Source organism: Sphingomonas gei (assembly GCF_004792685.1).
GTDB classification, from domain to species: domain Bacteria; phylum Pseudomonadota; class Alphaproteobacteria; order Sphingomonadales; family Sphingomonadaceae; genus Sphingomonas; species Sphingomonas gei.
Window position 1 is genome coordinate 70,684 of record NZ_SRXT01000004.1, and the last position, 25,581, is coordinate 96,264.

Below are 25,581 nucleotides of genomic sequence, written 5' to 3' on the forward strand. Positions count from 1 at the left end.
ACTCGGGAGAATGTCATGCGTCTCGTTCCCATCGCCGCCATCCTGTGCGCGACCGCCCTGCCCGCCGCGGCGCAGTCGCGGAGCGAAGCCGAAGCCGTGCGCCGGCTCAACGACCCGATGGTGCAGGAAGGCGTGGCCATGGCGATGAGCGCGTTGGCCGGCATCGTGCTCGACACCAAGGTCGGGCCGCTCGCGCGCTATTCCGACGGGGATATCCGCCCTTCGGACACGCTGCGCGACGTCGAGCGGCGGCGCGATCCGCATTTCGAAGCCAAGCTCCACGATCGGACGCGCCGTGCGGTCGGCGCTGTCGGCGCGGTCGCCGGCGATACGCTGGCGATGTCGGGCGAGCTGGCGCGCACCGCCGACCGGCTTCGCGAGGCGCTGGCCTCGCTGCAAGGCGCGGCCGAGGCGTATTCCGACGATAATTGACGCATCGGCTGGACGCGCCGCGCGTCCGCAGTAGATACGGGCTGCATGTGGCAGCTCCTCCAATTCCCGCTTTGTCCGTTTTCGCGCAAGGTCCGCCTACTGCTCGGCGAGAAGGCTATCGGCTATGAGCCGGTGCGCGAATCGCCGTGGCTGCGCCGCGACGAGTTCCTCGACTTGAACCCGACGGGCCAGGTGCCGGTGATGGTCGATACCGAGCGCGGCGTGACTTTGATCGATTCGACCGTGATCTGCGAGTTCTTCGAAGAGACGGTCAGCAAGAACGCGATGATCAACGGCACCGCCACCGACCGCGCCGAGATTCGCCGGCTGGTGATCTGGTTCGACGCGCATTTCTATGGCGACATCACTGCGCCGCTGCTCCACGAGCGGATGATCAAGCGCGTGGTGCACAAGACCGCGCCCGACGCCAAGGCGTTGCGCGAGGCGATGAAGGCCGCAGTCGCGCATCTCGATTACATCGATTATCTGCTCGACCACCGCACCTGGCTCGCCGGCCCGACGATGAGCCTCGCCGACCTGGCCGCCGCCGCGCAGATCTCGATCGCCGACTATCTGGGCGGGATCGACTGGAAGAGCCATGACCAGGCCAAGCGCTGGTATATCGGCATGAAGAGCCGGCCGAGCTTCCGTCCGTTGCTGGCCGAACGGATGGAAGGCATTGCGCCGCCGGCCGATTACGAGAAGCTCGACCTTTAGCAAAGGCGATGGGTCGAGCGCCGCGCGGCTTAGCCGCTAACGCAGCCGCTGCTGGATCTTGCCCGAATCATCCAGCAATTCGACGCTCGGCTGACCGTTGCTGCCGACGCCCAACGTCAGGCGCGGGCGCCCTTGCGGATCGCTGAGTATCAGCGCCACCGCGTCGTCCTCGGTGCGCCCCAGCCATGCCCGCTGCGCGCGGCCGCCCCCAGCACGGGCAACCGCGGCGTCGCGCGCAGCGGCCCGGGGGAGGTCGCGAATGGCAAAGCCGGCGGCGACATCCAGCGGACGGTCGGGCCGGTCGGTGATCACTAGGCCAACCCGCCGCTGCTTTCCGTTCTCGGTACTGACGAGCTGGAGCGTCTGGTCCTGCATGTAGCGATCGAAGGTCAGGCTGCCGCCGTTCGTAGGTTTGCCGTCTTTGATGCCGCCATCGAATACGAGACCGCCATTTTCGATCCCCTCGTCGTTGAAGAAGATCATGCCTGCCTCCGGCCGGTTCGGATGCGGATATTCCTTTTTGCCGACGATGATGCCCGGGATCAGTGCGTGATTGGAGATCACCATGCGCAGCGTGCCGTCGGGCTCGCGGACGTTGATGCGCTGCACGTCGATCGTGCCGAAGCTGACCGCAGGCTCGGCAACGGCGGACAGGCCCAGCCAGAGTGCCGTCAGCGTCATCACCGCTGCATATGCCCCGAGGGCGCGCGAGGCATCTATTCGCATCACTCTCTCCAATGCGGCCGATCCGCGAGAATAGAGCCGTCGGCGGCCGGTGTTCAACTGCCGCGGAGGCTGGCCCAGGTCAGTCGTCCGCGCCCGCGACACGCGTCACCCATGCCGAAGATGGCACGATGCGCGCGGCCGCGACCTTGCGGACCGCATCTTCGAGCTGGCCACGATTGCGATAGCTGCCGATCACCAGCACCCGCTTGCCCGGTCGCGACTGGACCGTGCGCGTCGCGACCTCCGCCATCCCGTCGTCCCACGCAGACTGGACCTTGGCGAAAGCGGGGCCGACGATCGCGGCGCGAAGCGCGACATGGCTGTCGACCATCCGTGCGGTCGTTGCATCCTGAGTCTGGCTTGGATGCCGCCAATAAGCGAGCAGAGCGGTTTCCAGCGCCTCGTCGAAGGCGGTCAACGCAGCGGCACCTTGCGGATCGTTGCGGCCGAGCGCGGCGAAGGCGGCGGCCGCCGCTCCCGCAAGCTCGGCGAAGCGAGCGCCACCTGGCTCCATCGCCACGGCCTCGACTCGCGATTCGTCGAGCCAGCGCCAGACCATCCTGGGATATTCGGGGCGGCCGGGCGTGTCGGTGCGGCCAGCCAGCTCGTCGGGACGGACTTCGAGCACGACGACATCGGGCCGAAATGCCTCGAGCAGGCGGTGTAGCCGGTCATAGCCGAAACTTTCCTCGCGCGCGTGCAGGTCGTGCAGCGCGCCGAGCACCAGCACGTCGTCTGCGCGTGGCGTGGTTTGGGCATGTGCGGGAAGCACGGCGACAAAAGCGGCGGCGAACGCCAGCGGAGAAAGCGGGAGGATCATGAGGGCGGGGCCTGTAGCAACCGCGCCGCGCAGGCACGGCCGAATCGCCGAGCGGGATCGCCTTTGCGCCGACCGGGACGATCAGCCCAGCGCCGCCCAGCCGGAGAGCGCCGGCCGATACCGGCGACTGAGCCGGACCGTCGCCCCTCCGGCGAGTTCGAGCAACGCATCGCCTCGCCCCAAGCGCCGAACCGCACGCACCTTGTCCAGCCGCACGATCGCGGTGCGGTGAACGCGGGCGAACGCGGCGGGGGGCAAGGCGGCCCCCAGCGCCGAAAGCGACCCGTCCGCGAGAATCGTCCCCGCAGCGGTGTGGATCTCGACATAGTCGCCGGCCGTCGCGACCCATTCGATCGTCTCGAGCGCGACATGCTGCCGGCCACCGCCCGTCCGCACCCAGAGCCCGTCGCTCGCCGAAGCAGGGGGGTGCGGCGGCGCCTTCACGGCGGCCAGGCGCCGGCGATGCTGGACGGCGATCGCCACGATGGCCGCATAAGCGAGCGCGCCGGTATCGAGATTGGCGGCAAGGACGTAGGGAATCATTGCGCCCGGCGAGGCGAAAGACCGTCCGTAGACCGGCCAGTAGAGCATGCTGAACAGCCCGACATGCAGCGCCAGCGCGACCGGCAGCCCCGCCGCCAGCATCGCAGCCCGCATGCGCCGCGCGCCGCCGGCCGCCAATATCCGATGCGCTGCCGCAAGCAGCAACGGCCCGAGCAGCGCCCAGGCGGAATAGATCGCGGCAGTGTAGCCCAGCGACGGCAAAAACGGCTGCGGACGCTGCTGTAGCGCGGCGAGGATCTGGGCTTGCAGCGTGACCAGCAAGGTCAGCGCGACCCACGGCAGCACGCCGATACGAAGCAAGCGTCGCGCCCGCGCGGGGGAAAGCGGTGGCGCCAAGGCTCGAGCATTGCCCTTCATGCGCGCTTCCTACGCGACTCACTGGCGCGCTGTCAGCCCGGGCTTGGCCCTTTGATCAGGAAGCCCGCACGCTGGCCCAGGCGCCGCCGATTTCCGCGAGGCTCGCCGCGGCTTCGCGGAAGGGTTCGGGATCGGTGCCGAGGCTGGCCTGCAGCACTTGCTGGCGCAGCCCGTGATAGAAGGTCGCCAGGGTGCGCGAGACTTCGCCGCCCTGGTCGAAATCGAGCCCCGCCTCGAGCGCGAACAAGATCGCGGTCGCGCGCGCCACGCGCTCGCTCTTGATCGCGAACCGGCGAGTCTCGGCGGCGCAGGCGGCCGCACGGAGCGCCGCGACGCCTTCTTCGTAGAGCAGGCCGATCAGCCGGTGCGGATCGGCGCCGCTGGTGCGCCCGGCGAGATCGACCTGGCGGTACGTCGCGGCGGGATCGGCCAGCGTGGCATAGCGCGTCATGACGTCAATCGCCGCCGTTCCACGCCTTGATCTGCTGCTCAAGGAAGCTCTGCGTCGACTTGTACGCAGCCACCTTGGCGTCCATCGCGGCGAATTGCTGAGTCATCCGGCTGCGCAATTTCTCGGTCGCGGCGAGCACGTCCTCCTTCTCGTCGGCGACCTTGATCTGCGCCTTCTCGTAATTGGCCTGGCTGACGCCGAGCCCGGTGTCCTTGTTGGTCGCCTTGCCGGCGATCGCGGAGAGCGCCTTGGTGAGCCCGGCGCCTTGCGCGAAGATCGCCTCGACATTCTTCGGGAACGACGTGAGCACCGTCGCCAGACGTGCCGTATCGACGCTCAAGCTGCCGTCGCGCTGCGTGGCGACGCCGATATCGGCGAGCGATTTGGGGGTGTCGGAAGCGGCGTCGGGGAGCAGCGTCGCCAGCGTCATTCCCTTGAGCTGGCGGAGCAGATCCTTGGCGGCGGGATCGCCGCGCAGCGGACCGTCGACTGCGTTGGTCGCCGCCTTCACCAGCGTGTAGACCTGATTGTAGGTCTCGATGAAGTTGGTGACCATCTGGTTGATCTCGCTGGTCGGCGCCTTGGCGCCGATCGCGACCCGGGTCCCGACCGCGGCCGAGACGAGATCGATGCGGACGCCTTCGATCAGCCCATAGACGCTGTTGGTCGGGCTGCGCGTCTCGACGCCGTCGAGCGCGAGCAGCGCGTCCTGTGCGATGCTGTTGACCTGCGAGGCGGTGGCGGTGCGGCCGATATCGAGCTGGGCGAGATCGCCGGTGCCGGTGAGCTCGAACGCCTGCGACGCACCGCTTGCGCCCTTGACCACCAGCCGCGCGCCGCTGCTGTCGGTCATGATCGAGGCAGTGACGCCGGCATTGGCCGCGTTGATCGCCCTGGCCACGCCGTCGAGCGTGCTGTGCGCGGAGTCGATCGTGATTGCGATCGGTGCGGCGGGCCCGGCAGCGAAATCGGTCATCGCATTGCCCGCGACCGTCGCGCTGCCGAAAGTGAGAGTCAGCGTGCCGGTGCCGATCACACTGTCCTTGCCGCCGGCAAATGCGTTGGTGCTCGCGACCTGGCCCTGCGCCAATTGGCGAACCTCGACCGAAGCGTTCAGCCCGGTGAGGTCGGCTCCGGCCAGTCTGGTGACGGTGAGCACGTCGCTGCGCGCGCTGGTCGGCTGCGTGCTGAGCGTGCCGCCGGCGGTGAGCGCCGCCAGCGCGCTGGCGAAATCGCTGATCGTGCTCTTGAGTTCGCCGATCTTGGAAATTTGCGCAGTGAGCGTGTCGCTCTTGGTGGCGAGTGCCTTGTTCTTGTTGGCGAAGCTCGCCTCGACGAGCCCGGTGACGAGCGCAGTGACATCGACTCCCGAGCCGGTTCCCAGCGTCTTTGCGATCGATTCCACAGCCATCGGTACCCCCTGTTCCAATAAGCGGCCGCGCAGCCGCGCGCTTTAGGCCGGACGCTCGATTTTCTGGCCGTCCTCGTCGAACAATGCGCCCGGCGGAACGGTGACCGGCGGCTGCGTCGCGCCGGCGCGGGCGTTGATCCCGAACACGAAGGCGAGGACGATCGCGATCGCCTGATAGAGATCGTCGCGGACCTCCTGCCCTTCGCGGCTGGTGTAATAGACCGCGCGGGCGAGTTGCGGATATTCGAGCACCGGCACGGCGAACTCGCCGGCGAGTTCGCGGATCGCCAGCGCGGTCTGGCCACGCCCCTTGGCGACGACGACCGGGACCTGATCCTTGCCCGAATCATAGCGCAATGCGACCGAGAAGTGCGTCGGATTGGTGAGCACGACATGCGCCGTGGCGACGGTCTTGCGATAGCCGCCCTTCAATATCTCGCGTTGCCGTGCACGCTGCTGCGCCTTGAGCTCGGGCGATCCTTCGCTTTCCTTATGCTCTTCCTTGACCTCCTGCTTGGTCATGCGCAGCTGGCGGAAGTGGCGGATCATCTGGATCGGCAAGTCGATTCCGGCGATGATCAGCAGCCCGGCCGCCATGACGAACATCAAAGTGAGGAATTGGCCGCCGAGCGAGCCGACCGCGCCGGGAAGATCGGTCGACACCTGGCCGAGCGAACGGGTGGTGATCGATCGCAGCATCCAGGCGCCCATCGCGCCGAGCAGCAGCACCTTGAGCAGCGACTTGCCGAGCTCGATCCAGCCGGTGGGCCCGAACATCCGCTTGAGCCCCGACGCCGGATTCACGCGCGACGCCTTGGGCGCGAACAATTTGTTGTTCCAGCCGATCGAGCCGAGCCCGGCCTGGCCGAGGATCGCGGCGACCACGCTCAGCGCGAGCAGCCCGGCGAGCGACGGCGCGAGCTTCCACCCGGCCGCGGCGAGCGGGCGCCAAGGCTCGAAATGCTCGACGTCGCCGCGGCCGAACGAGAAGCTCGCGGTCATCACTTCCTTGCATGCGCCGATCAGCGACGGGCCGAGAAACGCCATCCAAAAGCAGCCGACCAGGATCACCAACGCAGTGCCGAAATCCTTCGATTTGAGAAGCTGACCTTCCTCGACTGCCTTGCGCTTGCGGCGCGGTGTCGGGGCTTCCGTCTTTTCGCCGAAGCTCTCCGACATCAGCCCAGCACCAATCGCGGCGCGGCGTCGAGCGCCTCGCGGATGATGATCAGGAGGTAATCGCCCATCGCCGGCAGCGCGAGCAGGATCGCGACCACGCCCATCGCCAGACTGGCAGGCAGGCCGACCGCGAACAGGTTGAGCGCGGGAGCCGCGCGGCTGAGCATGCCGACGACGACGTTGAGGCAGAGCAGCAGGAAACCGACCGGCAGCGCGAGGAGCAACCCGGCGAGGAAGGCGTATCCGCCGAACATGGCGATGCCGAGCAGCCGCTCGGGCGCGAGCCAGGCGCCGGGGGGCAGCGCGACGTAGCTGCGCACGACGAGGTCGACCAGGACAAGATGGCCGTCGACTGCGAGGAACAGCAAGGTCAGCAGCAGCGACAGGAACTGGCCGAGCGCCGGAGTCGAATGCCCGCTATTGGGATCCACCGCATTGGCGAAGCCGAGCCCCATCGACATGCCGATGACTTCGCTCGCCACCAGCGGCGCGGCGAAGGCGATCTGGACGACGAAGCCGAGTGCAAGCCCGACCAGCGCCTCGGCGGCAACGGCGAGCATCGTGGTGAGCGAGAAGATTTCGGCGGGCGGGGTGATGTGGGTGGTGTTGATCACCAGCACGCCGATCGCGCCGGTGAGCGCGATTCGCGCCGGCAGCGGGATCGCGACGGCGCTGAACACCGGCGCCGCGACGAATGCCGCGCCGATGCGGACCATCGCGAACAGCAGGGTCCACAGCTGCGGCTCGATCGCGAGGCCGAAGCCCATCAAATTCCCTCTCCCATCGGGAGAGGGACGGAGCCGACGAAGTCGGCGGAAGGGTGAGGGTAGTGTAAGGTAACTGCCCTCACCCCCCCGCTCGGCTGCGCCGAGTGGGGCCCTCCCTCTCCCAATGGGAGAGGATTTTTCACTTCACCAGATCCGGGATGCGTTCGAAGATGCTGATCGTGAAATCGCCGATCAGTCCGAGGATCATCCCGCCGAAGATCACCAGGCTCACCGCCACGACGATCAATTTGGGCACGAAGCTGAGCGTCTGCTCCTGGATCGAGGTCGCCGCCTGGACCATGCCGAGGATCAGCCCAGACAGCAAAGCCGGGATCAGGATCGGCGCCGAGGCCAATGCGAGGATCCACATCGCCTCGCGCGCGACGGTGAGGAAATAATCGGCGTCCACGGCTAGGTCGCGAAGCTCGCGGCGAGGCTGCCCATCGTCAGCGCCCAGCCGTCGACCAGGACGAACAGCAAAAGCTTGAACGGCAGCGAGATGATCGTCGGCGACATCATCATCATGCCGAGGCTCATCAGCACCGTGGCCACGACGAGATCGATGACGATGAACGGCAGGAAGATCAGGAAGCCGATCTGGAACGCGGTCTTCAATTCGCTGGTCACATAGGCCGGGAGCAGCACCGAGAAGGGCACGTCGGCGGAAGTGGCGAACGGACCCGCCTTGGCCATGTCGGCGAACATCTTCACGTCGCGGTTGCGCGTCTGCTTGATCATGAAGCCGTGGAGCGCCTTGCCGGTGCCCTCGATCATCAGCGTCGCGCTGATCTGACCGGCCGCATAAGGCTGGATCGCCGTCGTATTGGCCTGGTTGATCACCGGCGACATGATGAAGAAGCTGAGAAACAGCGAGAGGCCAATCAGCACCTGGTTGGGCGGAGTCTGCTGGAGGCCGAGCGCCTGACGCAGCACCGACAGGACGATGATGATCCGGGTGAAACTCGTCATCATCAGCAGGATGCCGGGCAATACCGTGAGCAGCCCCATGATGATGAGGACCTGCAGCGACAGACTGAGCGGCGCGTCGCCGCCGCCGAGATCGCCGAGCGCGCGATCGACTGCGTCACCTACGCCGGGAACGGGTGCCGGCGCCGGCACTGCCTGGGCGAATGCCGGCGCGGCGAAGAGGATGACGAACGCCAGCAGGCCGACGAACAGGGCCGCGCGCCCGCCGATCGTGCGGGGCGCCGAGAGCTTCGCCAACATCAGCCTGCCGCCTTGTCCACCAGAGTGACGCCGCTTCGGCTGACCGAGACGAGCAGTTTCTGCCCTTCGAACTCGACCACCGCGAGGCGGAGCCCGGGCGCCAGCATCATCGTCTCCCTGACCTGGACCATCCGCGTGCCCTGGTTCTTCGGCAGCCGCGCCTCGAGCTTGCGCCACGCATAGAGGCAGCCGATCAGCAATCCGCAGACGAGCGGCAGCAGGATCACCAGCTTGAGGATGTACGACCACATCATGCGCGCGCGGTCCGCTTCTCCGGGCTGACCAATTCGGTCATTCGCACGCCGAACTTCTCGCCGACGGTGACAACTTCGCCGCGGCCGATCAGCGTGCCGTTAACGAAGATGTCGAGCAATTCGTTGGCGTCGCGGTCGAGCTCGATCACGCTTTCCTCGCCGAGCGCGAGCAATTCGCGCAGCGACAACGATGTCGAGCCGATCTCGACGGTCAGCTTGACGTCGACATCCTGGAGCAGCCGGAAATTGGTCGCCAGCGCGGAATCGAGGGGGAAGCCCCCAGCCATGTCGTTCATCGGAAATCCTCTTCGCAGAGCGGTTCGAGTTGGGTGAGCCGGACCGCGGCGCGGCCGTTGGCAGTGCCGACAAGGCCGGTGCCGAGGCGGCGCGATGCCACCATCACCGGAACTTCGGGGCCGAAATCGATCGGGATCACGTCGCCCTGCTTGAGATCGAGCAACAGGCCGAGCGGGACCACCGGCTCGGCAAGCACCGAGCGGATCGGGAACCGCACCCCCATCACGGCGCGCGTCAGGCCGCTGCGCCATTCGGGCTCGACTTCGGCAGGGAGGCCATGGACCTTGACGGTCAGCGCGGCGCCGTGCGGCTTGAGCGCGGCAACGGGGTAGAGGATGTCGATAAAGGCGGGCTTGCGCTCGCCGATCGCAATGCCGAAGCGGGTGACTATGACGGGATCGTCGCCGGCGAGCTCGGGAAGCGTGGCAAGATTGGCGCCCTCTGCGCGGAATGCGACTCGGGTGAGCGGCTCCCATGCGGCTTCGAGCGGCGTTGCCAGCATCGTGGCGAGCCGCGCGACCAAAGTTTCGGCGGCGGGAGTGAAGTCGACCGGCAGCGGATTGGGCGCCTCGCCATCGCCGCCGAAAAATGCGTCGAGCATCTCGAGCACCAGCGTCACGTCGAGCGCAAGCTGGACGCGGGCCCGCGCATTGCCCATTACCAGCGGCTGCCAGGCGGTGAGGCCGTGCCCGCGCTCGGCGCGGTAATCGGCCCAGCGCTGGACCGCGAGCGGCTCGGCCCAGCAGCGCAGATCGGCGCGCAGCACGCCATCGAACACCGGCTTGAGCGCCTTGGCCAGCCGCGCGCAGAGATGCTGCAGCGTGACGAGATCGCCGAACGGATTGAGGTTCGCGCTGCCCAGGGCCGGGGCGTGCGCAGCGCCGGCCCGGGGGCGTTCGCGCCGTTCGGCAGTGCCGGTGTCTGAAGGGACGTTAACCATGCCCGTTCACTGAACAATGAAATTGGTAAAGTAGACGTTACTTACGCCCCCGAAACCTTCCTTTTCCTTCAGGACGGCGTTGACCGCCTTGACCAGGCGATCCTGGATGCGGCGCTTGCCCTCGGCAGTAAACACTTCGTCTTCGCTGGTTTCTCCGAGCGCCATCAGCACCTGCGAGCGAATGGCGATCTCATGCGTCTTGATGTTTTCGAGGACGCGTTCGTCATATGGCGTCGAGACGGCGATGCCGACTTGGATGAAGTGGACGCTGTCCTGGAGGTTGGACGTGAATTCCTTCTCCATCGGATAATAGCTCGAGGCATATTTGTCGCCGCCCTCGCCCTTGGGCGTAGCCTTGCCATGGCTGCCTGCCGAGGCTCCGCCTTCTTCTCCGTGCCCGCCGCCGTCGCCTTTCGCTGCGGCGCGCTTTTCTTCGCTCTTGGGGAGCAGCCTGGGCTCGTCCGAATCGGCTTCGGCGGGTTTCACGCTGAACCAGCCCGCCTGCATCCCGTACACTGCGGCGCCGCCGCCGGTGCCGAGCAGCACGATCGGCAGCCCCAGCACGATGATCAGTTTCTTGCTCTTGCCCTTGGCGGGCGTTGCTTGCGTGTCGGCCATGATGGTCTCCGTCGATCTCAGGCGATGCGATCATCGTCGGCGGTGCCGACGGGTGAATCGGAATTGGCGGGGCGCGGCTGGCGCGACTGCTGCGCCCCCGAATGGTCGCGGGTGTCGCGATTCGGGCCCTGCCCGGCGGTGCCGCTTTCGAAACTGGTCTGGCCGAGCTTGATCCCCCGCGCTTCGGCCAGTTCGCCGAGCCGCGGCTGGGCATCGGCGATCAGCTGGCGCGCGGCCTGGGTCTCGGTGGCGAAATGGACATGGACGCGATCGCCTTCGTGGCGGATCGACACCTCGACCTTGCCGAGAGCCTCGGGCGCGAGGCTGAGCCGCGTCTCGCGCACCGGCGCGGCATCGCGCAGCGCCTCGATCTGGTCGACCATCTTGCCCACCCATTCCTGTCGGCGCATGTCGATCGCACTCTGCTGGACATCGCCCGCAGCGGTGACTGCATGCGGACGGAGCGCATCGGCCGCCGACGGTGCGAGCGCGAGCGCCGCGAGCTCAATGGCGGGCGCGCGGCGAGCGGGCGGCAGGATCGCGGGCCCGCTCGCGAGGATCGCGGTCTCGATCGCCGGCGCAAGCGGGGGCAAAGCGGGTGTATTCGGCACGGCAGCGCGCGACGCCTCCGGCGTGGGGGCCTGCCCGGCTGGTTGCGGCGTCGGCTGGAACTCCGATCCGGTGGTGCGAACCGGCTGGTCGACTCGACCCGGCAGGGTTGCGGCTTTGGCTGCGATTGCGTCGGGGTCGGCGGGCGCGGCACTGGCTGCAGGCGCGGCGCCCGGGTGATCCTGCGCGGCCTTCGCGAGGGCAAGCTGCGGTGTATCGCCCGCCTGTGCGGTCGGTACGTCGACGCGGTCGGTAAATACCGGTGCGGCGGCGGGAGCGGCAGGCATTGCCGCCAGAGGCACGATCCCCGTTTTCGCAGCGGGCGCGTTCGGGGCCGCGCTCCCGGAAGCGGAGTCGCTCGGCCGCGGCGCGGCGGGGTCCAGGTCCGGAAGCGCGGCGGCTCCGCCATCCTCCGCGCGCATCCTCGCCGCTATCCCGACAGTGGATGCGGCAATGCCTTGCGGGATAGCGGGATTCGGTGTCGGAGAGATCGCGAACCACGCAAACGCGATTTCAGCCCGGTCTGGCGTGTCTTCGCTGTCGTCGTCTTCGGCGGCAACCGGCACAGGGTCCGGCAAATCCTTGCCGGCCTCTGCGAGCATTTGCCGCTCGGGCAGCAGGCCCTCACCCTTAGCCGTCGGCGACAAAGCGAGCGTTCCCAGCGCCAGCGCAAAGCTGCTGGTGCCCGCCGGTCCGAGCAGCGCCGGGCGAACCGGCCCGTGCGGCGAGGCAGGAAGAAACGTAAGCTGGATCAAGTGCGAAACCCCGGTGAAACCCTCACCGCCTGTTCAGCAAATATCGTGCCGTTTTCGCGCAGTCGCCGGGAGACCCTCGAGCTCGCGCAATGCCTTGAATGCGGCCTTGACGTCCTCGCGCGCGATCAATTTCTCGATCGCACTCTGGTCGCGCTGCGCCTCGCGGGTCGCGGCGCGCGCCGATTCGAGGCCTTGGTGCGCGACGACGACGCGGCGCTCGGCGGCGTGCGCTGATTGGTGAAGCCGATCGCGATAATGCGCGGCGGCGATCAGCGAAGTGGCGAAGGTCGTCGCGCCCGCCGGCGCGATATTGGCAGCCAGGGCGGCAATGCGCTCCCGCAGCGATTCCTCCTGGTCGACCCTGGTGCGCGCATCGACTTCGGCGGCACGAACCTGCCCGAGCTGGAGCGTGCGGACGCGAAGCAGCCGTTCGAGCTTCTCCGCGGTCCTAGCCATCGCCGAACACGCCGGTCAGTTCGGCGACGGCGTCGGGCAAAGTGACGATTTCGTCGGCGCCCTGGCGGACATATTCCATCACCGCAGGGTGGCAGGCGATCGCCGCGTCGATCTCGGGATCGGCGCCGGGGCGATAAGCGCCCATCAGCACCAAATCGCGGTTTTCCTCATAGGTCGCAAGGTGCCGGCGCAGCACCCGGGCGGCGTAGAGGTGATCCTTGGTGGCGATGTCGGTCATCACCCGGCTGACCGATGGCCCCAGATCGATCGCGGGATAAACGCCGCGTTCGGCAAGCGCCCGGCTGAGCACGATATGCCCGTCGAGGATCGAGCGCGCGCTGTCGACCACCGGATCGTTGCCGTCATCGCCGTCGGCGAGCACGGTGTAGATCGCAGTGATCGAGCCCCCCGACGACACGCAAGTGCCTGCGCGTTCGATCAGACTGGGCAGCATCGCGATGGCACTTGGCGGGTATCCCCGCGCGCTCGCCGGTTCGCCGAGTGCGAGGCCGATCTCGCGGCCGGCATGCGCGACGCGCGTCAGCGAATCCATGATCAGCAGGACTTGCTTGCCTTCGGCGCGGAAGGCCTCGGCGATCGCAGTGGCGCGCAGCGCGCCGCGGATGCGGAGCACCGGCGAGTGATTGGCGGGTACCGCCACCACCACCGCGCGCGCGCGCGCAGCGCCGAAGACTTTGGTCTCGAGGAAATCGGCGACTTCGCGCGAGCGTTCGCCGATCAGCCCGACCACGACGACGTCGGCTTGCGCCGCGCGGACGATCATCCCGAGCAGCACCGACTTGCCGACTCCCGAGCCGGCCATGATGCCGACGCGCTGGCCCTGGCCGATGGTGAGCAGCCCGTTGATCGCGCGAACGCCCACGTCGAGCGGCTGGAGCACGCGGCCCCGATCGAGCGGCGACTGGAGCTTGCCCGCGAGCGGCCATTTGCCGGCTCCGCGGACCGGGCCGAGCCCGTCGATCGGTTTGCCGGCGCCATCGACGACGCGGCCGAGCAACGCGGCGCCAACCTCCGCCTCGCCGGGCGAACCGATCGGGCGGACGGGCGCATTGGGGAGCAAGGCGGCAGGACCGCCGAGATTCATCATCAGCGTCCGGCCGGCGCGGAAGCCGATCACTTCGGCCTCGATTCGAGTGGCGCCGTCGCCGACCGTGCACACCGTGCCGACGGGAAGCGAGAGGCCGACCGCCTCCATCAGCAACCCGTCATAGGAAGACAGGCGTCCCGAAACCTTGGCACGCGGCGCAAAGTCTCGACAGCCGAGCCCGTCGAGATAGTCGTCGGTGAATGTGTTCAGCATGCAGGCGGGATCGGAACGCGGTCGATCGCCAGAGCGAGCTGCTCGAGCCAGATTTCGGGGCCGTCCTCGACGATCGTCGAGGCGCTCTCGATGACGAAGCTGCCGCGGGTGACATGCGGGTCGCCTATCGGGAAGATCGTCGCCGGGAGCTTGCCCTGGACGAGCACGACATCATCGGGGTGCAGCCGGAGCAGCGCCGATTCGGCGCCGTCGGCAAGCAAGTCGACAGCCGCCGTGATACGGCCCGCGAGCACGTCCGGCGCGACTCCGATTTCGCCGATCATGCGCTGGACCAGATGGAGCACGGTTTGGCGGAGGTGTCCCGCCATGCGCTCGCGGTCGAAGTGCGCGCCGGCGGCGAGCGCCTGCGATACCTGGTCGAGCAAGGCGGCTTCGCGGGCGCGGACTTCCTCGATTTCGGCGAGCGCGGCCGCGCGGCCTTGCGCAAAGCCGGCATCATGGGCCGCGGCGATCGGATCGACGAAAGCGCTGGGTGCCGGCGGCGCGTCGGCGGCAAAGGGGTCCCATCCCTCGGTCGGGTTCACCCCCGGATCGGCGGGCGAGAAGTGACGCGGCGTTACCGCGGGCTCCTCGAAACCACGGCGGCCGATGCTGCCGATATCCGCCGCGGCGAACTGTGCGCCATCCCCAAAGGCGCGATGCAGCACGTGCGCGGCCGCCTGGATGCGGCTGGCGAAACCCGGAGCGAATTCAGACATAATCGTCGTCTCCGCCCTTGCCCGGCATCTGGAGTGTGCCGTCCTTCACCAGCCCGCGTGCGATGGCGATCATCACCTTCTGCGCGTCGAGCACGTCGGCGAGCTTCATCGGCCCGCGCGCTTCCATCTCGTCGCGAATGCCGTCGGCGGCGCGGCTCGACATGCAGCCCAGGAAGCGATTGCGGACATCCTCCTCGACGCCCTTCAACGACTTGGTGAGCACATCGGCATCGACGCTGCGGATCAGCGTCGAGAGGTTCTTGTCGTCGAGCTCGAGCAGATTGTCGAAGACGAACATCGCCTCTTCGATCGCCCTGGCGACTTCGCGGTCGATCTTGGCGAGCTTGGGCATCACCCGCTGCTCGGTGACTTTCCGCGCGCCCGACAGGATCTTCGCCGCCTCGCGGGTGCCGCCGAGCTGGAGGCCGATCGATTTGCGGCCGCCAGCGGCGCGCGTCGACAGCATCGCCTTGAGGGTTTCGACCGCTTCGGGGGGCACGGGCCCCAATTTGGCGACGCGGCGCAGAATCTGCGGCTGGACGTCCTGCGGCAGGTGATCGAACACCTGCGCGGCGATTTCGGAATCGAGCTGGGCGAGCAAGACCGCGGCGATCTGCGGATGCTCCTCGGCGATCATCGCGGCGATTTCCTCGGGTTCGAGCCATTGCAATTGCTCGAGCCCGGCACTGGCTTGGGCGGGCATGATCCGCGCGAGCACGCCCTCGGCCCGTTGGCTGCCGAGCGCCCGGGTCATCATCCCTGCAATCTGCGGGCGCGGATCGAACACCACGCTGGAGCGGCCGCGCGCCTTGAACACGAAATCGTCGAGCACCTGATCGACTTCGGCCTCGCTGACATCGGCGACGGTGAACATCGCGCGGCCGAGATCGCGAACCTCGTCGGGATCGAGTTTCTGGAGGATCGCCGCGGCTTCCTCCTCGCCGACCAGCATCATCAGCACCGCAGCGCGCTCGACGCCGTTGAAGCTGCGCAGCGCGGTCATGCCGCGTCCGCCTTGATCATGTCGCGCACCGCCAATGCGGCGCGCGCCGGGTTCTCACGGGTGAAGCCGCGGACCAGCCCGACGCGGTCGTCATAGCTGTTGCCGCGATCCTCGAGCATGTCGATGGACACCGTCGGCGCCGGCGCGTGGGCGCCGTCCTCCGGGTTGTGACCGCCGATGGGCAGCGCGGCGCGCGGCGTGGCGTCCTCGCGCTTTTTGAGCAGCGCCTTGGTCAGCGGGCGCACGCCGAAAAAGAGGACCAGCAAGGCGATCACCAAAGCGGTGGCGTTGCGTGCGGCCATCGGCACCCATTCGGCCTCGTACCAGGCAAGCCCCGCCTTGCCGGCGTCGGCGGCGACGCTGAACTTGCGGCTGACCACGGTGACCTGGTCCTGGCGCTGGGCGCTATAGCCCACCGTGGCGCGGACCAGTTCGTTGATCTGGTTGATCTCGGCGATACCGCGCGGCTTGCCGGGCTCCTCGCGCAGCAGCACCGCGACCGACAGGCGGCGGACATTGCCGGGAGTGGCACGGGTGACCGAGATTTCCTTGCCGGTCTCATACGTACGGGTGAAGCTGTCGCTCTGCTTGGTCTGCGGCGCGGTGGGAGCGGCTGGTGCGGCCGAAGCGGTGGCGCCGCCGGCATTGGGGGCGACCAGGGTGCTCGCCGGCGGCGGCGTGTTCGACAGCGTCCCGGGAATGCCGCCGGGTGTCGCACCGTCCTTCATCGTGCCGGTCCACGCGCCCTGTTCGGCGCGCATCACCTGGCCCGCTTTGTCATAGCTTTCGCGCGTCGCCTGGCTCTCGTCGAGATCGACATCGGCCTGGACCTCGGCAGTGAAATTGCCGGCACCAACCATCGGAGTGAGCAATTGGGCGAGCTGCTCGCGATACTTGTCCTCGACGCGGCGCTGGAAATCGATGCGGGTGTCGCCGGCGCTGGCGCCATCCTTTCCGCCCGATTTGGACAGCAAGGCGCCCATCTGGTCGACGATCGTCACGGCGTCAGGCTGCATCCCCGGCACCGACGAGGCGACGAGATTGACGATCGCGCGGATCTGCGGCTCGCCGAGCGCGCGGCCCGGCTGGAGCTTGAGGATGACGCTTGCCGAAGGCGCGGCCCGATCGCGGACGAAGGCCGAGGCCTCGGGCGTGGCGAGATGGACCCGCGCCTCGGCGACCGCGTCGATCTCCTGGATCGAGCGGGCGAGCTCGGTCTCGCGCGCCTGGCGCATGCGCTCGCCTTCGACCGCGCGGCTGACGCCCATCGGCAGATTGTCGAGGATCGCATAGCCGCCCGGCGCAGCCTTGGGCAGGCCTTCGCTGGCGAGCAGCATCCGCGCCTTGTGGTAATCGTCCTCGGCGACGGTGATCGAGCCTGCGCCGTCAATGCTGTTGGCGATATTGGCGCCTTCGAGCGCCGACGCGATCGCCGCCTTGTCGGCATCGCTGACATTGGCGAACAGGATGCGCTGGGGCGAAGTCGACACCATCGACCAGGCGAGGAAGCCGGCGAGGATCAGCCCGACGAGGAAGACCAGCGGCAGGCTGCGCTTGACCGCAGGCTGGCCGAGCAGGCCCGAGACCTGCTTGAGCGGATTGCGGGCCGGGTTTCCGGGGGCGTCGGCGGGGGTGAGTGCGTTGCTCATCGGATCAGACCGGCATGCTCATGATGTCCTTGTATGCGGACAGGAGTTTGTTGCGGACCTGCAAGGTCGCCTCGAAGCCGACCGAGGCCTGCTGGCGGGCGAGCATCACCTTGGCGATGTCGATCGTCTCGCCGCGCTCATAGCTTTCGGAGAGCGCCCCGGCCTGCGCTTGCGCCTGGTTGACCGACTTGAAGGCGTCCTGGAACGTATCGACGAAGCTCGCCGGCTTGGTCTCGGTCGGCGCCGGCGCCTGCTGCGCGCGCGTGAGCGCAGCGTTGCGCTCGAGGATCTGCGAGCGGAGCGCCAGGACGCGGTCGACGCTCATCGGGCCGGTGACGCTCATGCCGACGCCGCCTGGGCGATGTCGTCACCCTGTTCGCGCGCCTTGGCAAGGCGATAGCGCAGGGTCCGCTCGGAGATGCCGAGCCGCTTCGCGGTCTCGATCCGGCTGCCATTGCACTCGGCGAGCGTCTCGCGGATCGCCTGGAATTCGTGCATCTGGACGATGTTGCTCAGTGTCTCGGGACGCTCCTGGCGCATCTCGGGACGGCGATCGAAGATCAGATGCTCCGCGCCGATCGTGTCGCCGGGGGCGAGCAGCAAGGCGCGCTGGATGACGTTCTCGAGTTCGCGGACATTGCCGGGCCAATCGTGATCGGCGAGGATCTCGACTGCCTCGGCGGTGATCCACGGCAGAGCCGAACGGGCGCCCGCGTGCCGAAGCACCATCGCCGCGGCGAGCGCGGCAATGTCGCCGGGACGCTCGGCGAGCGCCTTGGTCGCGAGCGGGAAGACGGCGAGGCGGTAATAGAGATCGGCGCGGAAGCGGCCGGCGGTGACTTCGCCCTGCAGATCGCGGTTGGCGCAGGCGATGACGCGGACGTCGATCTTCTCGGGCACGGTGCCGCCGATCGGGACGACTTCGCGTTCCTGCAATGCGCGGAGCAATTTGGCCTGGAGCCCGAGCGGCATCTCGGCGATTTCATCGAGCAGCAAGGTGCCGCCATTGGCAGCGCGGAAAAAGCCCTGCCCGCCCGACGAAGCGCCGGTGAACGAACCCTTCTGGTGGCCGAACAGCATCGCTTCGAGCATGCTCTCGGGGAGCGCGGCGCAATTGATCGCGACGAACGGACCGTCGCGGCGGCTCGAGCCCAGGTGGATCGCCTTGGCCAGCACTTCCTTGCCGGTGCCGGTGGGCCCGTTGATCAGCACGGTGATGTCGGACACCGCGACGCGCTCGGCGAGCGCGAGCAATGCAAGGCTCTCGGGATCGGCGGCGACGGGTTCGTAGGGGCCGCGCGCCATCGCGCTGGCGAAACCGGCACCGATCGCCGAATCCTCGTGGCCATAGCGCAGCCGGGCGGGGTTGCCGTCGCGGAACGGGATCGCGGTGCGCGGGCCCTCGCCAAGGATCAGCGTGCGCGCTGCCGCTGGGGGGACTTCGCCGTCGGCGATCAGGAAGAGATCCTGCGCACCGGGCTTGCCGTCTTCGCAAGATCCGATCGCGAAGCCCTGCGCCCGAAGCGCCGAAACGAGCGCGTATTTCTGCCGGAGAACTGCTGCCGAAGGAACGATCGAGCGCATGAGTGACCCCCTGTTGTGGAGGCTGTTTGGACGAAGGTTGGTTAATTCGCCGTAAAACTTCGCAACAACGCACTTCTGCGGTTCCGGCGCGTCTACGCGCGCGCGGGATGGACGATTTTTTTCTTAAGCCGGGATTTGCCCGGCCGTTCCTTGGCTTGGCGGCTCCGCTTTCCCGTTCAGGGGGGACGCGGGAAGCCGACGAGCATGGAGATGAACATGACTGTTATCGGAACCAACATCGCCTCGCTGCGTGCTTCGAACGCTTCGAATTCGGCGAACAAGCTGCTGGGCACTGCGATGGAGCGCCTGTCGACCGGCAAGCGCATCAACAACGCGAAGGACGATGCCGCCGGCCTCGCCATCGCCTCGACGATGACTGCGTCGATCCGCGGCATGAACCAGGCAGTGCGCAACGCGAACGACGGCATCTCGCTGGCCCAGACCGCCGATGGCGCGCTGGACGAAGTGAGCAACATGCTGCAGCGCATCCGCGAGCTGGCGGTCCAATCGGCTTCGGGCACCTACAGCACCACCGACCGCGCCAATCTCGACAAGGAAGCGACTGCGCTGACCACGCAGATCCAATCGATCCTGACCAACACCAAGTTCAACGGCGTCGCGGTGTTCGACTATGCCGCGACCGATACCGCCAGCGACGACGTGACGATCCAGGTCGGCATCAACAGCACCGACACCGTCGCGCTGACCAAGGCGTTCTTCGATAGCGACGATTTCCAGGCGACCGATTACAAGGTCGACAGCGTCGCCAATGCCGGCACCACGCTGACCAACGCCGACGCGGCGCTGATTGCAGTCAACACTGCCCGCGCCGGGCTCGGTGCGTCGCAGAGCCGGCTCGAATCGGTGGTCAACAACCTCACCACCAACGTCACCAACCTGTCGGACGCGCGCAGCCGCATCGAAGACGCCGATTTCTCGGCCGAGACGACCGCGCTCGCCAAGGCACAGATCCTGTCTCAGGCTTCGACGGCGATGCTCGCCCAGGCGAACCAGAGCCAGCAAACGGTTCTTTCGCTGCTCCGTTAAGCGCGTGCCGGTCGGGGTGTCACCCCCCTGACAGGCACCGCGGCCGGTCACCTCTCCGCGTCGGAGGGGGCGCAAGAGGAACCCCGGTGGTCCGTGTGGCCGCCGGGGTTTTCCTATTGCCGGAGGTTGGCGCTGGTAGCGTTAACAGAAATGCGATAGCCTCGCTCCAAACAAGAATGGAGAGGCTGTAAGTGACTCACAAGCTGACGATTGCGCTCGTCGTGCTGGCGTCGAGCGCATGGGCGCCGCTGGCCACCGCGCAGACCGCCGCCCCCGGAAAGCTGGTTGATCCCTCGGCCACCCCCGAGCAGCGTGCACGCGACGTGATCGCGCGGATGACGCTCGACGAAAAGGCGCATCAGCTCGGCCACACCGCGCCCGCCATCCCGCGGTTGGGAATACCCCAATATAATTGGTGGAACGAGGGCCTGCACGGCGTCGCCCGCGCCGGCATCGCCACGGTGTTTCCGCAGGCGATCGGGATGGCCGCGTCGTGGGATGCGCCGCTGCTGCATCAGGTCGGCGACACGATCGCGACCGAATTCCGCGCCAAACATCTCGAGCGGCGCCATCCCGACGGCGGCAGCGATTTCTATCGCGGGCTGACCGTCTGGTCGCCCAACATCAATATCTTCCGCGATCCGCGCTGGGGCCGCGGGCAGGAGACCTATGGCGAGGACCCCTATCTATCGGGACGGCTGGGGATCGCCTTCATCACCGGGCTGCAGGGCGATGATCCCAAATTCCTCAAGACCGTCGCCACCTCGAAGCATTTCGCGGTGCACAGCGGCCCCGAGAGCAATCGCCACCGCGAAGACGTCCATCCGAGCGCGCACGACCTCGAGGACACCTATCTGCCGGCGTTCCGCGCGACGGTGACCGAGGGCAAGGTCGAATCGGTCATGTGCGTGTACAACGCCGTGGATGGCGTGCCGGGCTGCGCGAACAGCTTCCTGATGGAAGAGACGCTGCGCAGGAGCTGGGGCTTCAAGGGCTATGTCGTCTCGGATTGCGGCGCAGCCGCGAACATCTATCGCGAAGATGCGCTGCATTACACCAAGACCGCGGCCGAGGGCGTGGCGGTCGGGTTCAAGGCAGGCATGGATCTGATCTGCGGCGACTATCGCAACGAGATGACCACCGACCCGGAGAATATCGTCGCGGCAGTGAAAACGGGGCAATTGCCCGAAGCCGTGGTCGACCGCTCGCTGCTGCGGCTGTTCGAGGCGCGGGTTCGGCTGGGGCTGTTCGACCCGCAACCGCCCTTCGCCGACATCACCGCGAAGGACTATGACACGCCCGAACATCGCGCGCTTTCCCGGAAAATGGCCGAGGCGTCGATGGTGCTGCTCAAGAACAAGGGCGATCTGCTGCCGATCAAGGGGACCCCGAAGACGATCGCCGTCATCGGCCCCAATGCCGACAGTTTCGACGCGCTGGTCGGCAATTATTACGGCACCCCCTCCAAGCCGGTGACGGTGCTCGACGGGATCCGGGCGCGCTACCCCGGCGCGAGGATATTGCACGTGCAGGGCACCGGCCTGATCGGCGCGGCCGAAGTCGCGGTGCCCGACGACATGCTCTGCGTCGATGCGGCCTGCGCGACGCGCGGGCTCAAGGTGGAGTTCTTCAAGGGCCCCGATCTGCAGGGCTCCGTCACCGAGACTAGCACCCAGCCCAATGCGCGATTCGACTGGCTCGGCGAGCGCGAGACCTCGGCGCGCTGGACCGGCACGCTGGTTGCGCCGGAGAGCGGCGAATACGGCTTCCGCTTCGCCAGCGAGAATGGCTATCGCATCTGGGTCGGCGACAAATTGGTGATCGACGAATGGGGCGTCGGCGATGCGCCGTCGATCCTGTCGGGGAAGATCACGCTCGAGAAGGGCCGCCATTATCCGCTGCGAGTCGAGGGTTTCCAGCGCGGCCAGCGCAGCAGCCAGCAGCTGCTATGGAGCCCGCCGAGCGCCGATGAGGGCCATGCCATCGCAGCGGCGAAGCAGGCCGATCTGGTGGTGTTCGTCGGCGGGCTTTCGGCGCGGATCGAAGGCGAGGAGATGAAGGTCAAGGCGCCGGGCTTCGCGGGCGGCGATCGCACCAGCCTCGACTTGCCGGCATCGCAGCAGAAATTGCTCCAGCGCATCCATGCGACCGGCAAGCCGCTGGTGCTCGTGCTGATGAACGGCAGTGCCCTCGGCGTGAACTGGGCCGACGCGCATGTCCCGGCGATCGTCGAGGCCTGGTATCCGGGCGGCGATGGCGGGCACGCAGTGGCCGGGCTGCTCGCCGGCGACTTCAGCCCCGCCGGGCGGCTGCCGGTGACCTTCTACAAGTCGGCCGACCAGCTCCCTGCGTTCACCGACTACAGGATGGCGGGGCGGACCTATCGCTACTTCACCGGCGCGCCGCTGTATCCGTTCGGCCACGGCCTCAGCTATACGCGCTTCCGTTATTCGGCCCCAACGCTGAGCAGCGCCCGCGTCGGCGCGGACGGCAAGGTCGCTGTCTCGGTCGAGGTCGGCAATGTCGGCGCGCGCGACGGCGACGAGGTCGTCCAGCTCTATGTCTCACATCCCGGCGCCGCCGGCGCACCGGTTCGCGCGCTCGAGCGGTTCGAGCGCCTTCATCTCAAGAAGGGCGAGACCCGGCGGGTCCGCTTCACGCTCGACGCTCGTGCGCTGAGCGTGGTCGATGCCAAGGGCGTCCGCCGGCTCGTGCCGGGGCGCGTCGACCTGTGGATCGGCGGCGGCCAGCCGGTTGCACGGCCGGGACTGCCGGCAGCGGCGGGGGTCGCCGCACAGCTCGAGCTCCGCGCAGGCGCAGTGTTGCCGCGATAATCAGCCGAGGCGGCGCTGGAGCGCGCGCTTGAGGCGGGCATGCGCTCCGGCCTTGATCTGGCAGACCCGCGCGGCACCGACGCCGAGCACCTGGCCGATCTCCTCGAGGTTGAGTTCCTCGACATAATAAAGCTGGATGACCTGCGCTTCGCGGGTCGGCAACTCTGAGATCGCAGCGATCAGCGCCGCGCGCTGGTCGCCCTCGGCGAGCTGGTCGAAGGCGTCCGGCGCGTCGGACATGAACCACGGCGATTCGTCCGAATAGGTCTCGTCAATCGAATCGAACCGCACCGCTTCGGCGCTGGCATATTCGGCGCGCAGCTTTTCGGGGGTGACGCCGAGCCTGTCGGCGACCTGCGCGTCGTTGGGCGCGTGGCCCAATTCGGCCGCCAATGTCGACACCGTCTCCTGATAGGCCTTTCGCCGTCGCATCGCGCCGCGAGTGAGAGTCGCCTGGCGGCGCAGTTCATCGATCATCGCACCGCGGACGCGCGTCACCAGATATTGCTCGAAGCTGACCTGGCCACGATCCTCGAACCCGTTCACCGCCTCGATCAGCGCGACCATGCCGATCTGGATCAGATCCTCGACCTCGACGATCGAACTCATCGAGCCGTGGACGTGCCAGGCGATGCGGCGCACCAAAGGCAGATGCTTGCGCACCATCGCCTCGGCGTCGCGCTGCGGCGAAGGCGCGCGGTCATAGGTCAGCGGCGCGGTCGCGAAAGAAGCCATGTGCTTGAGGTTCCTGGGAGAATGGACGTTCATGCGGCCAGCGCCTCCGGCGCACCGATCACCGCGACGACTTCGACGGCCTTGTCTTCGGGCACTTCGAAGAAGCTCATCACCGGCGTGTCAGGAAGGATCGACTTGACCAATTTGCGGATCGCGACGCGGATCGCCGGCTGGACGACGAGCGCGAAGGGCTTGGCCTCGGCGATCAGCGGGCCGGCGGCATGCTGGAGCGCATCGGCGATGCGCCGGCCGAGATCGGGCTCGATCGTATGCCGGCGCGACGGATCCGAGCGCACCGCCTGGCCAAGCAAGGCCTCGAGCTGGCCTTCGAGCGTCATCACGCGCAGCGGCTCGCGCACCCCGCACAGCCGCTGGATGATCAGCGGACCGAGCTCGGGGCGGATCAGTTCGAGGATCTCTTCGGCATCGAGCGTCTTCTGCGCGGCGACCGCGATCGCCGCGGCGATGCGGCGGAATTCCTTGAGCGGCACATTCTCCAGCAGCAGCCCGCGCAGCACGCTGGTGAGCGTAGTGAGCGGCACCGGCTGCGGGCACAGCGACGCCACCAGCGAGGCGGCGCGCTCCTTGAGTCCGTCGAGCAGCGCCTGGACTTCGTCGGGGCCGAGCAGGTCGGCGGCGTTCTGAATCAGCACATGGTTGAGATGCGTCGCGACGACGGTACCCGGATCGACGACGAGATAGCCCGCGCCGGTCGCGGCATCAGCGTCGCCGCCGGCGATCCACACCGCGTCTAGCCCGAAGGTCGGGTCGTGCACCGGCTTGCCCTGCAGCTTGCCGGCTGCCTGGCCGGTGTCGAGCGCGAGCATCTGGTCGGGCGACACTGTGTCTTCGCCCACGACCACGCCGCCGATGACGATGCGATAGGTGAACGGCGCGAGATTGATGTCGTCGCGCACGCGAACCTGCGGCACGACGAAGCCGAGATCTTTCGAGAGCTGGCGCCGGACCCCGGTGATCCGCCCCATCAGCGGCCCGCCGCGGCGCTCGTCGACCAAGGGCACCAGCCCGTAACCGATATCGAGCATCACTTGCATATTGTCGGTGACTTCGTCCCAGCCGATCTTCGACAGGTCGGCGGGCTCGGCCATCGGCTCCGGCGGGGCCGGGCGATTGGCATGCGCGCGCAGTTTCCACGCGGCGAACCCGGCGGCGGCGGCGGCGGGCAGGATCACCAGATGCGGCATGCCGGGCATCACGCCGAGCAGCCCGAGGATCACCGCGACCGGAGTCCAGGTCTTGTGGCTGCCGAACTGGCTGCCGATCTGCCCGGCGAGATCATGCTTCGAATTGACTCGCGTGACGATTGCCGCGGCGGCGATCGACAGCACCAGCGCCGGCAGTTGCGCGACCAGCGCGTCGCCGATCGCCAGCATGATATAGGCCTGCGCCGCGTCGCCCACCGCCATGTGGTGGCTGACCACGCCGAGGATCAGCCCGCCGATGATGTTGATGCCAAGGATCAGCAGCCCCGCGACGGCGTCGCCCTTCACGAACTTGGACGAACCGTCCATCGCACCGTAGAAATCGGCTTCAGTCGCGACTTCGATGCGACGCGCGCGTGCCTCGTCGGGAGTCATCAGCCCGGCGTTGAGATCGGCATCGATCGCCATCTGCTTGCCGGGCAAGGCGTCGAGGGTGAAGCGGGCGCTGACTTCGGAAACCCGGCCGGCGCCCTTGGTGACGACGATCATGTTGATGATCATCAATACCGCGAAGACGACGATTCCGACGACATAGTCGCCGCCGATCAGAAAGGTGCCGAACGCCTCGATGACATGGCCGGCCGCGGCGCCGCCTTCATGCCCGTTGACCAATACGACACGCGTCGAGGCGACGTTGAGGCCGAGGCGGAACAGGGTGGCGAACAGCAACACGGTCGGGAAGGCCGAGAAATCGAGCGGCTTCTGCGCATTGAGCGCGACCATCAGCACCGCGAGGCTGATCATGATGTTCATGATGAAGAAGACGTCGAGCAGGAAGGCCGGGATCGGCACCACGAGCAGGGCGACGAGCAGCAGGATCGCGCCGGGCAGCGCGAAGCTTCGCATCGCCGGGCCGAAGCCGGCGGGCAGGGACCGTCCGTTCATG

General features: G+C 67.6%; 27 protein-coding genes. 4 read left to right on the forward strand and 23 right to left on the reverse strand.

What is annotated here, in order from left to right; genetic code table 11:
- Positions 1 to 15: 15 nt before the first annotated feature.
- Both E5A73_RS10035 and E5A73_RS10040 read left to right on the forward strand, forming a co-directional pair.
- Complete coding sequence (locus tag E5A73_RS10035) at positions 16 to 432, forward strand: hypothetical protein (protein ID WP_135963707.1); 417 nt, start codon at positions 16 to 18, stop codon at positions 430 to 432.
- Positions 433 to 477: 45 nt separating this feature from the next.
- Positions 478 to 1,149 (forward strand): glutathione S-transferase family protein, encoded by a 672-nt coding sequence (locus tag E5A73_RS10040; protein ID WP_135963708.1) that lies wholly within the window; start codon positions 478 to 480, stop codon positions 1,147 to 1,149.
- Positions 1,150 to 1,185: 36 nt separating this feature from the next.
- On the opposite strand, the gene E5A73_RS10045 is transcribed toward E5A73_RS10040, so the two are convergent.
- The 21 genes from E5A73_RS10045 to E5A73_RS10145 form a co-directional block, all read right to left on the reverse strand.
- On the reverse strand, positions 1,186 to 1,875 hold the full coding sequence (locus E5A73_RS10045) for a hypothetical protein (protein ID WP_135963709.1): 690 nt from the start codon (positions 1,873 to 1,875) through the stop codon (positions 1,186 to 1,188).
- Positions 1,876 to 1,954: 79 nt separating this feature from the next.
- Positions 1,955 to 2,695: a TraB/GumN family protein gene (locus E5A73_RS10050; RefSeq protein ID WP_135963710.1), complete on the reverse strand. Its 741-nt coding sequence runs from the start codon at positions 2,693 to 2,695 to the stop codon at positions 1,955 to 1,957.
- A gap of 81 nt (positions 2,696 to 2,776) precedes the next feature.
- Positions 2,777 to 3,616, reverse strand: a complete 840-nt coding sequence (locus E5A73_RS10055) for a LytR/AlgR family response regulator transcription factor (RefSeq protein ID WP_135963711.1) — start codon at positions 3,614 to 3,616, stop codon at positions 2,777 to 2,779.
- A gap of 55 nt (positions 3,617 to 3,671) precedes the next feature.
- Positions 3,672 to 4,067 carry a flagellar export chaperone FliS gene (locus E5A73_RS10060; RefSeq protein WP_135963712.1) on the reverse strand — a complete coding sequence of 132 codons (396 nt, stop codon included), beginning with the start codon at positions 4,065 to 4,067 and terminating at the stop codon, positions 3,672 to 3,674.
- 4 nt (positions 4,068 to 4,071) lie between these two features.
- Complete coding sequence (gene fliD, locus E5A73_RS10065; RefSeq protein ID WP_135963713.1) at positions 4,072 to 5,478, reverse strand: flagellar filament capping protein FliD; 1,407 nt, start codon at positions 5,476 to 5,478, stop codon at positions 4,072 to 4,074.
- A gap of 42 nt (positions 5,479 to 5,520) precedes the next feature.
- Positions 5,521 to 6,657 (reverse strand): flagellar type III secretion system protein FlhB, encoded by a 1,137-nt coding sequence (flhB, locus tag E5A73_RS10070; protein WP_135963714.1) that lies wholly within the window; start codon positions 6,655 to 6,657, stop codon positions 5,521 to 5,523.
- Positions 6,657 to 7,424 carry a flagellar biosynthetic protein FliR gene (fliR, locus tag E5A73_RS10075; protein ID WP_206366455.1) on the reverse strand — a complete coding sequence of 256 codons (768 nt, stop codon included), beginning with the start codon at positions 7,422 to 7,424 and terminating at the stop codon, positions 6,657 to 6,659. The genes flhB and fliR overlap by 1 nt, the downstream gene beginning before the upstream one ends.
- A 139-nt stretch (positions 7,425 to 7,563) precedes the next feature.
- Positions 7,564 to 7,833, reverse strand: a complete 270-nt coding sequence (gene fliQ / locus E5A73_RS10080) for a flagellar biosynthesis protein FliQ (protein WP_135963715.1) — start codon at positions 7,831 to 7,833, stop codon at positions 7,564 to 7,566.
- A 2-nt stretch (positions 7,834 to 7,835) separates the two neighbouring features.
- Complete coding sequence (gene fliP, locus E5A73_RS10085) at positions 7,836 to 8,651, reverse strand: flagellar type III secretion system pore protein FliP (RefSeq protein WP_135963716.1); 816 nt, start codon at positions 8,649 to 8,651, stop codon at positions 7,836 to 7,838.
- Positions 8,651 to 8,902, reverse strand: a complete 252-nt coding sequence (locus E5A73_RS10090; RefSeq protein ID WP_240700122.1) for a flagellar biosynthetic protein FliO — start codon at positions 8,900 to 8,902, stop codon at positions 8,651 to 8,653. Before E5A73_RS10090 ends, fliP begins: the two co-directional genes overlap by 1 nt.
- Positions 8,902 to 9,201 carry a flagellar motor switch protein FliN gene (gene fliN, locus E5A73_RS10095; protein WP_135963718.1) on the reverse strand — a complete coding sequence of 100 codons (300 nt, stop codon included), beginning with the start codon at positions 9,199 to 9,201 and terminating at the stop codon, positions 8,902 to 8,904. The genes E5A73_RS10090 and fliN overlap by 1 nt, the downstream gene beginning before the upstream one ends.
- Entirely contained in the window at positions 9,198 to 10,142 is a 945-nt protein-coding gene (locus E5A73_RS10100) for a FliM/FliN family flagellar motor switch protein (protein WP_135963719.1), read from the reverse strand. Before E5A73_RS10100 ends, fliN begins: the two co-directional genes overlap by 4 nt.
- A gap of 6 nt (positions 10,143 to 10,148) precedes the next feature.
- Complete coding sequence (locus tag E5A73_RS10105; protein WP_135963720.1) at positions 10,149 to 10,760, reverse strand: flagellar basal body-associated FliL family protein; 612 nt, start codon at positions 10,758 to 10,760, stop codon at positions 10,149 to 10,151.
- Between the two features lie 17 nt (positions 10,761 to 10,777).
- Positions 10,778 to 12,124 (reverse strand): flagellar hook-length control protein FliK, encoded by a 1,347-nt coding sequence (locus E5A73_RS10110; protein WP_135963721.1) that lies wholly within the window; start codon positions 12,122 to 12,124, stop codon positions 10,778 to 10,780.
- 33 nt (positions 12,125 to 12,157) lie between these two features.
- Complete coding sequence (locus E5A73_RS10115; protein WP_135963722.1) at positions 12,158 to 12,580, reverse strand: hypothetical protein; 423 nt, start codon at positions 12,578 to 12,580, stop codon at positions 12,158 to 12,160.
- Positions 12,573 to 13,901 (reverse strand): FliI/YscN family ATPase, encoded by a 1,329-nt coding sequence (locus E5A73_RS10120; RefSeq protein ID WP_135963723.1) that lies wholly within the window; start codon positions 13,899 to 13,901, stop codon positions 12,573 to 12,575. The genes E5A73_RS10115 and E5A73_RS10120 overlap by 8 nt, the downstream gene beginning before the upstream one ends.
- Entirely contained in the window at positions 13,895 to 14,620 is a 726-nt protein-coding gene (locus E5A73_RS10125) for a FliH/SctL family protein (RefSeq protein WP_135963724.1), read from the reverse strand. The genes E5A73_RS10120 and E5A73_RS10125 overlap by 7 nt, the downstream gene beginning before the upstream one ends.
- Entirely contained in the window at positions 14,613 to 15,623 is a 1,011-nt protein-coding gene (gene fliG, locus E5A73_RS10130; RefSeq protein ID WP_135963725.1) for a flagellar motor switch protein FliG, read from the reverse strand. The genes E5A73_RS10125 and fliG overlap by 8 nt, the downstream gene beginning before the upstream one ends.
- Positions 15,620 to 17,272 (reverse strand): flagellar basal-body MS-ring/collar protein FliF, encoded by a 1,653-nt coding sequence (fliF, locus tag E5A73_RS10135; protein WP_135963726.1) that lies wholly within the window; start codon positions 17,270 to 17,272, stop codon positions 15,620 to 15,622. Before fliF ends, fliG begins: the two co-directional genes overlap by 4 nt.
- A 4-nt stretch (positions 17,273 to 17,276) precedes the next feature.
- Positions 17,277 to 17,615: a flagellar hook-basal body complex protein FliE gene (gene fliE, locus E5A73_RS10140; RefSeq protein WP_135963727.1), complete on the reverse strand. Its 339-nt coding sequence runs from the start codon at positions 17,613 to 17,615 to the stop codon at positions 17,277 to 17,279.
- Positions 17,612 to 18,856 (reverse strand): sigma-54 interaction domain-containing protein, encoded by a 1,245-nt coding sequence (locus E5A73_RS10145; protein WP_135963728.1) that lies wholly within the window; start codon positions 18,854 to 18,856, stop codon positions 17,612 to 17,614. The genes fliE and E5A73_RS10145 overlap by 4 nt, the downstream gene beginning before the upstream one ends.
- A 216-nt stretch (positions 18,857 to 19,072) precedes the next feature.
- Between E5A73_RS10145 and E5A73_RS10150 the strand changes: the two genes are divergently transcribed.
- The gene (locus E5A73_RS10150) at positions 19,073 to 19,903 is read left to right on the forward strand and encodes a flagellin N-terminal helical domain-containing protein (RefSeq protein ID WP_135963729.1); all 831 of its coding nucleotides are present in this window, start codon (positions 19,073 to 19,075) and stop codon (positions 19,901 to 19,903) included.
- Positions 19,904 to 20,094: 191 nt separating this feature from the next.
- Positions 20,095 to 22,737 (forward strand): glycoside hydrolase family 3 protein, encoded by a 2,643-nt coding sequence (locus tag E5A73_RS10155; RefSeq protein ID WP_206366457.1) that lies wholly within the window; start codon positions 20,095 to 20,097, stop codon positions 22,735 to 22,737.
- Here the strand turns inward: E5A73_RS10155 and E5A73_RS10160 are convergent, their stop codons facing one another.
- Together E5A73_RS10160 and flhA are read right to left on the reverse strand one after the other, a co-directional pair.
- Positions 22,738 to 23,505 carry a sigma-70 family RNA polymerase sigma factor gene (locus tag E5A73_RS10160; RefSeq protein ID WP_240700123.1) on the reverse strand — a complete coding sequence of 256 codons (768 nt, stop codon included), beginning with the start codon at positions 23,503 to 23,505 and terminating at the stop codon, positions 22,738 to 22,740.
- The gene (gene flhA / locus E5A73_RS10165; protein ID WP_240700124.1) at positions 23,502 to 25,580 is read right to left on the reverse strand and encodes a flagellar biosynthesis protein FlhA; all 2,079 of its coding nucleotides are present in this window, start codon (positions 25,578 to 25,580) and stop codon (positions 23,502 to 23,504) included. Before flhA ends, E5A73_RS10160 begins: the two co-directional genes overlap by 4 nt.
- Position 25,581: the final 1 nt, after the last annotated feature.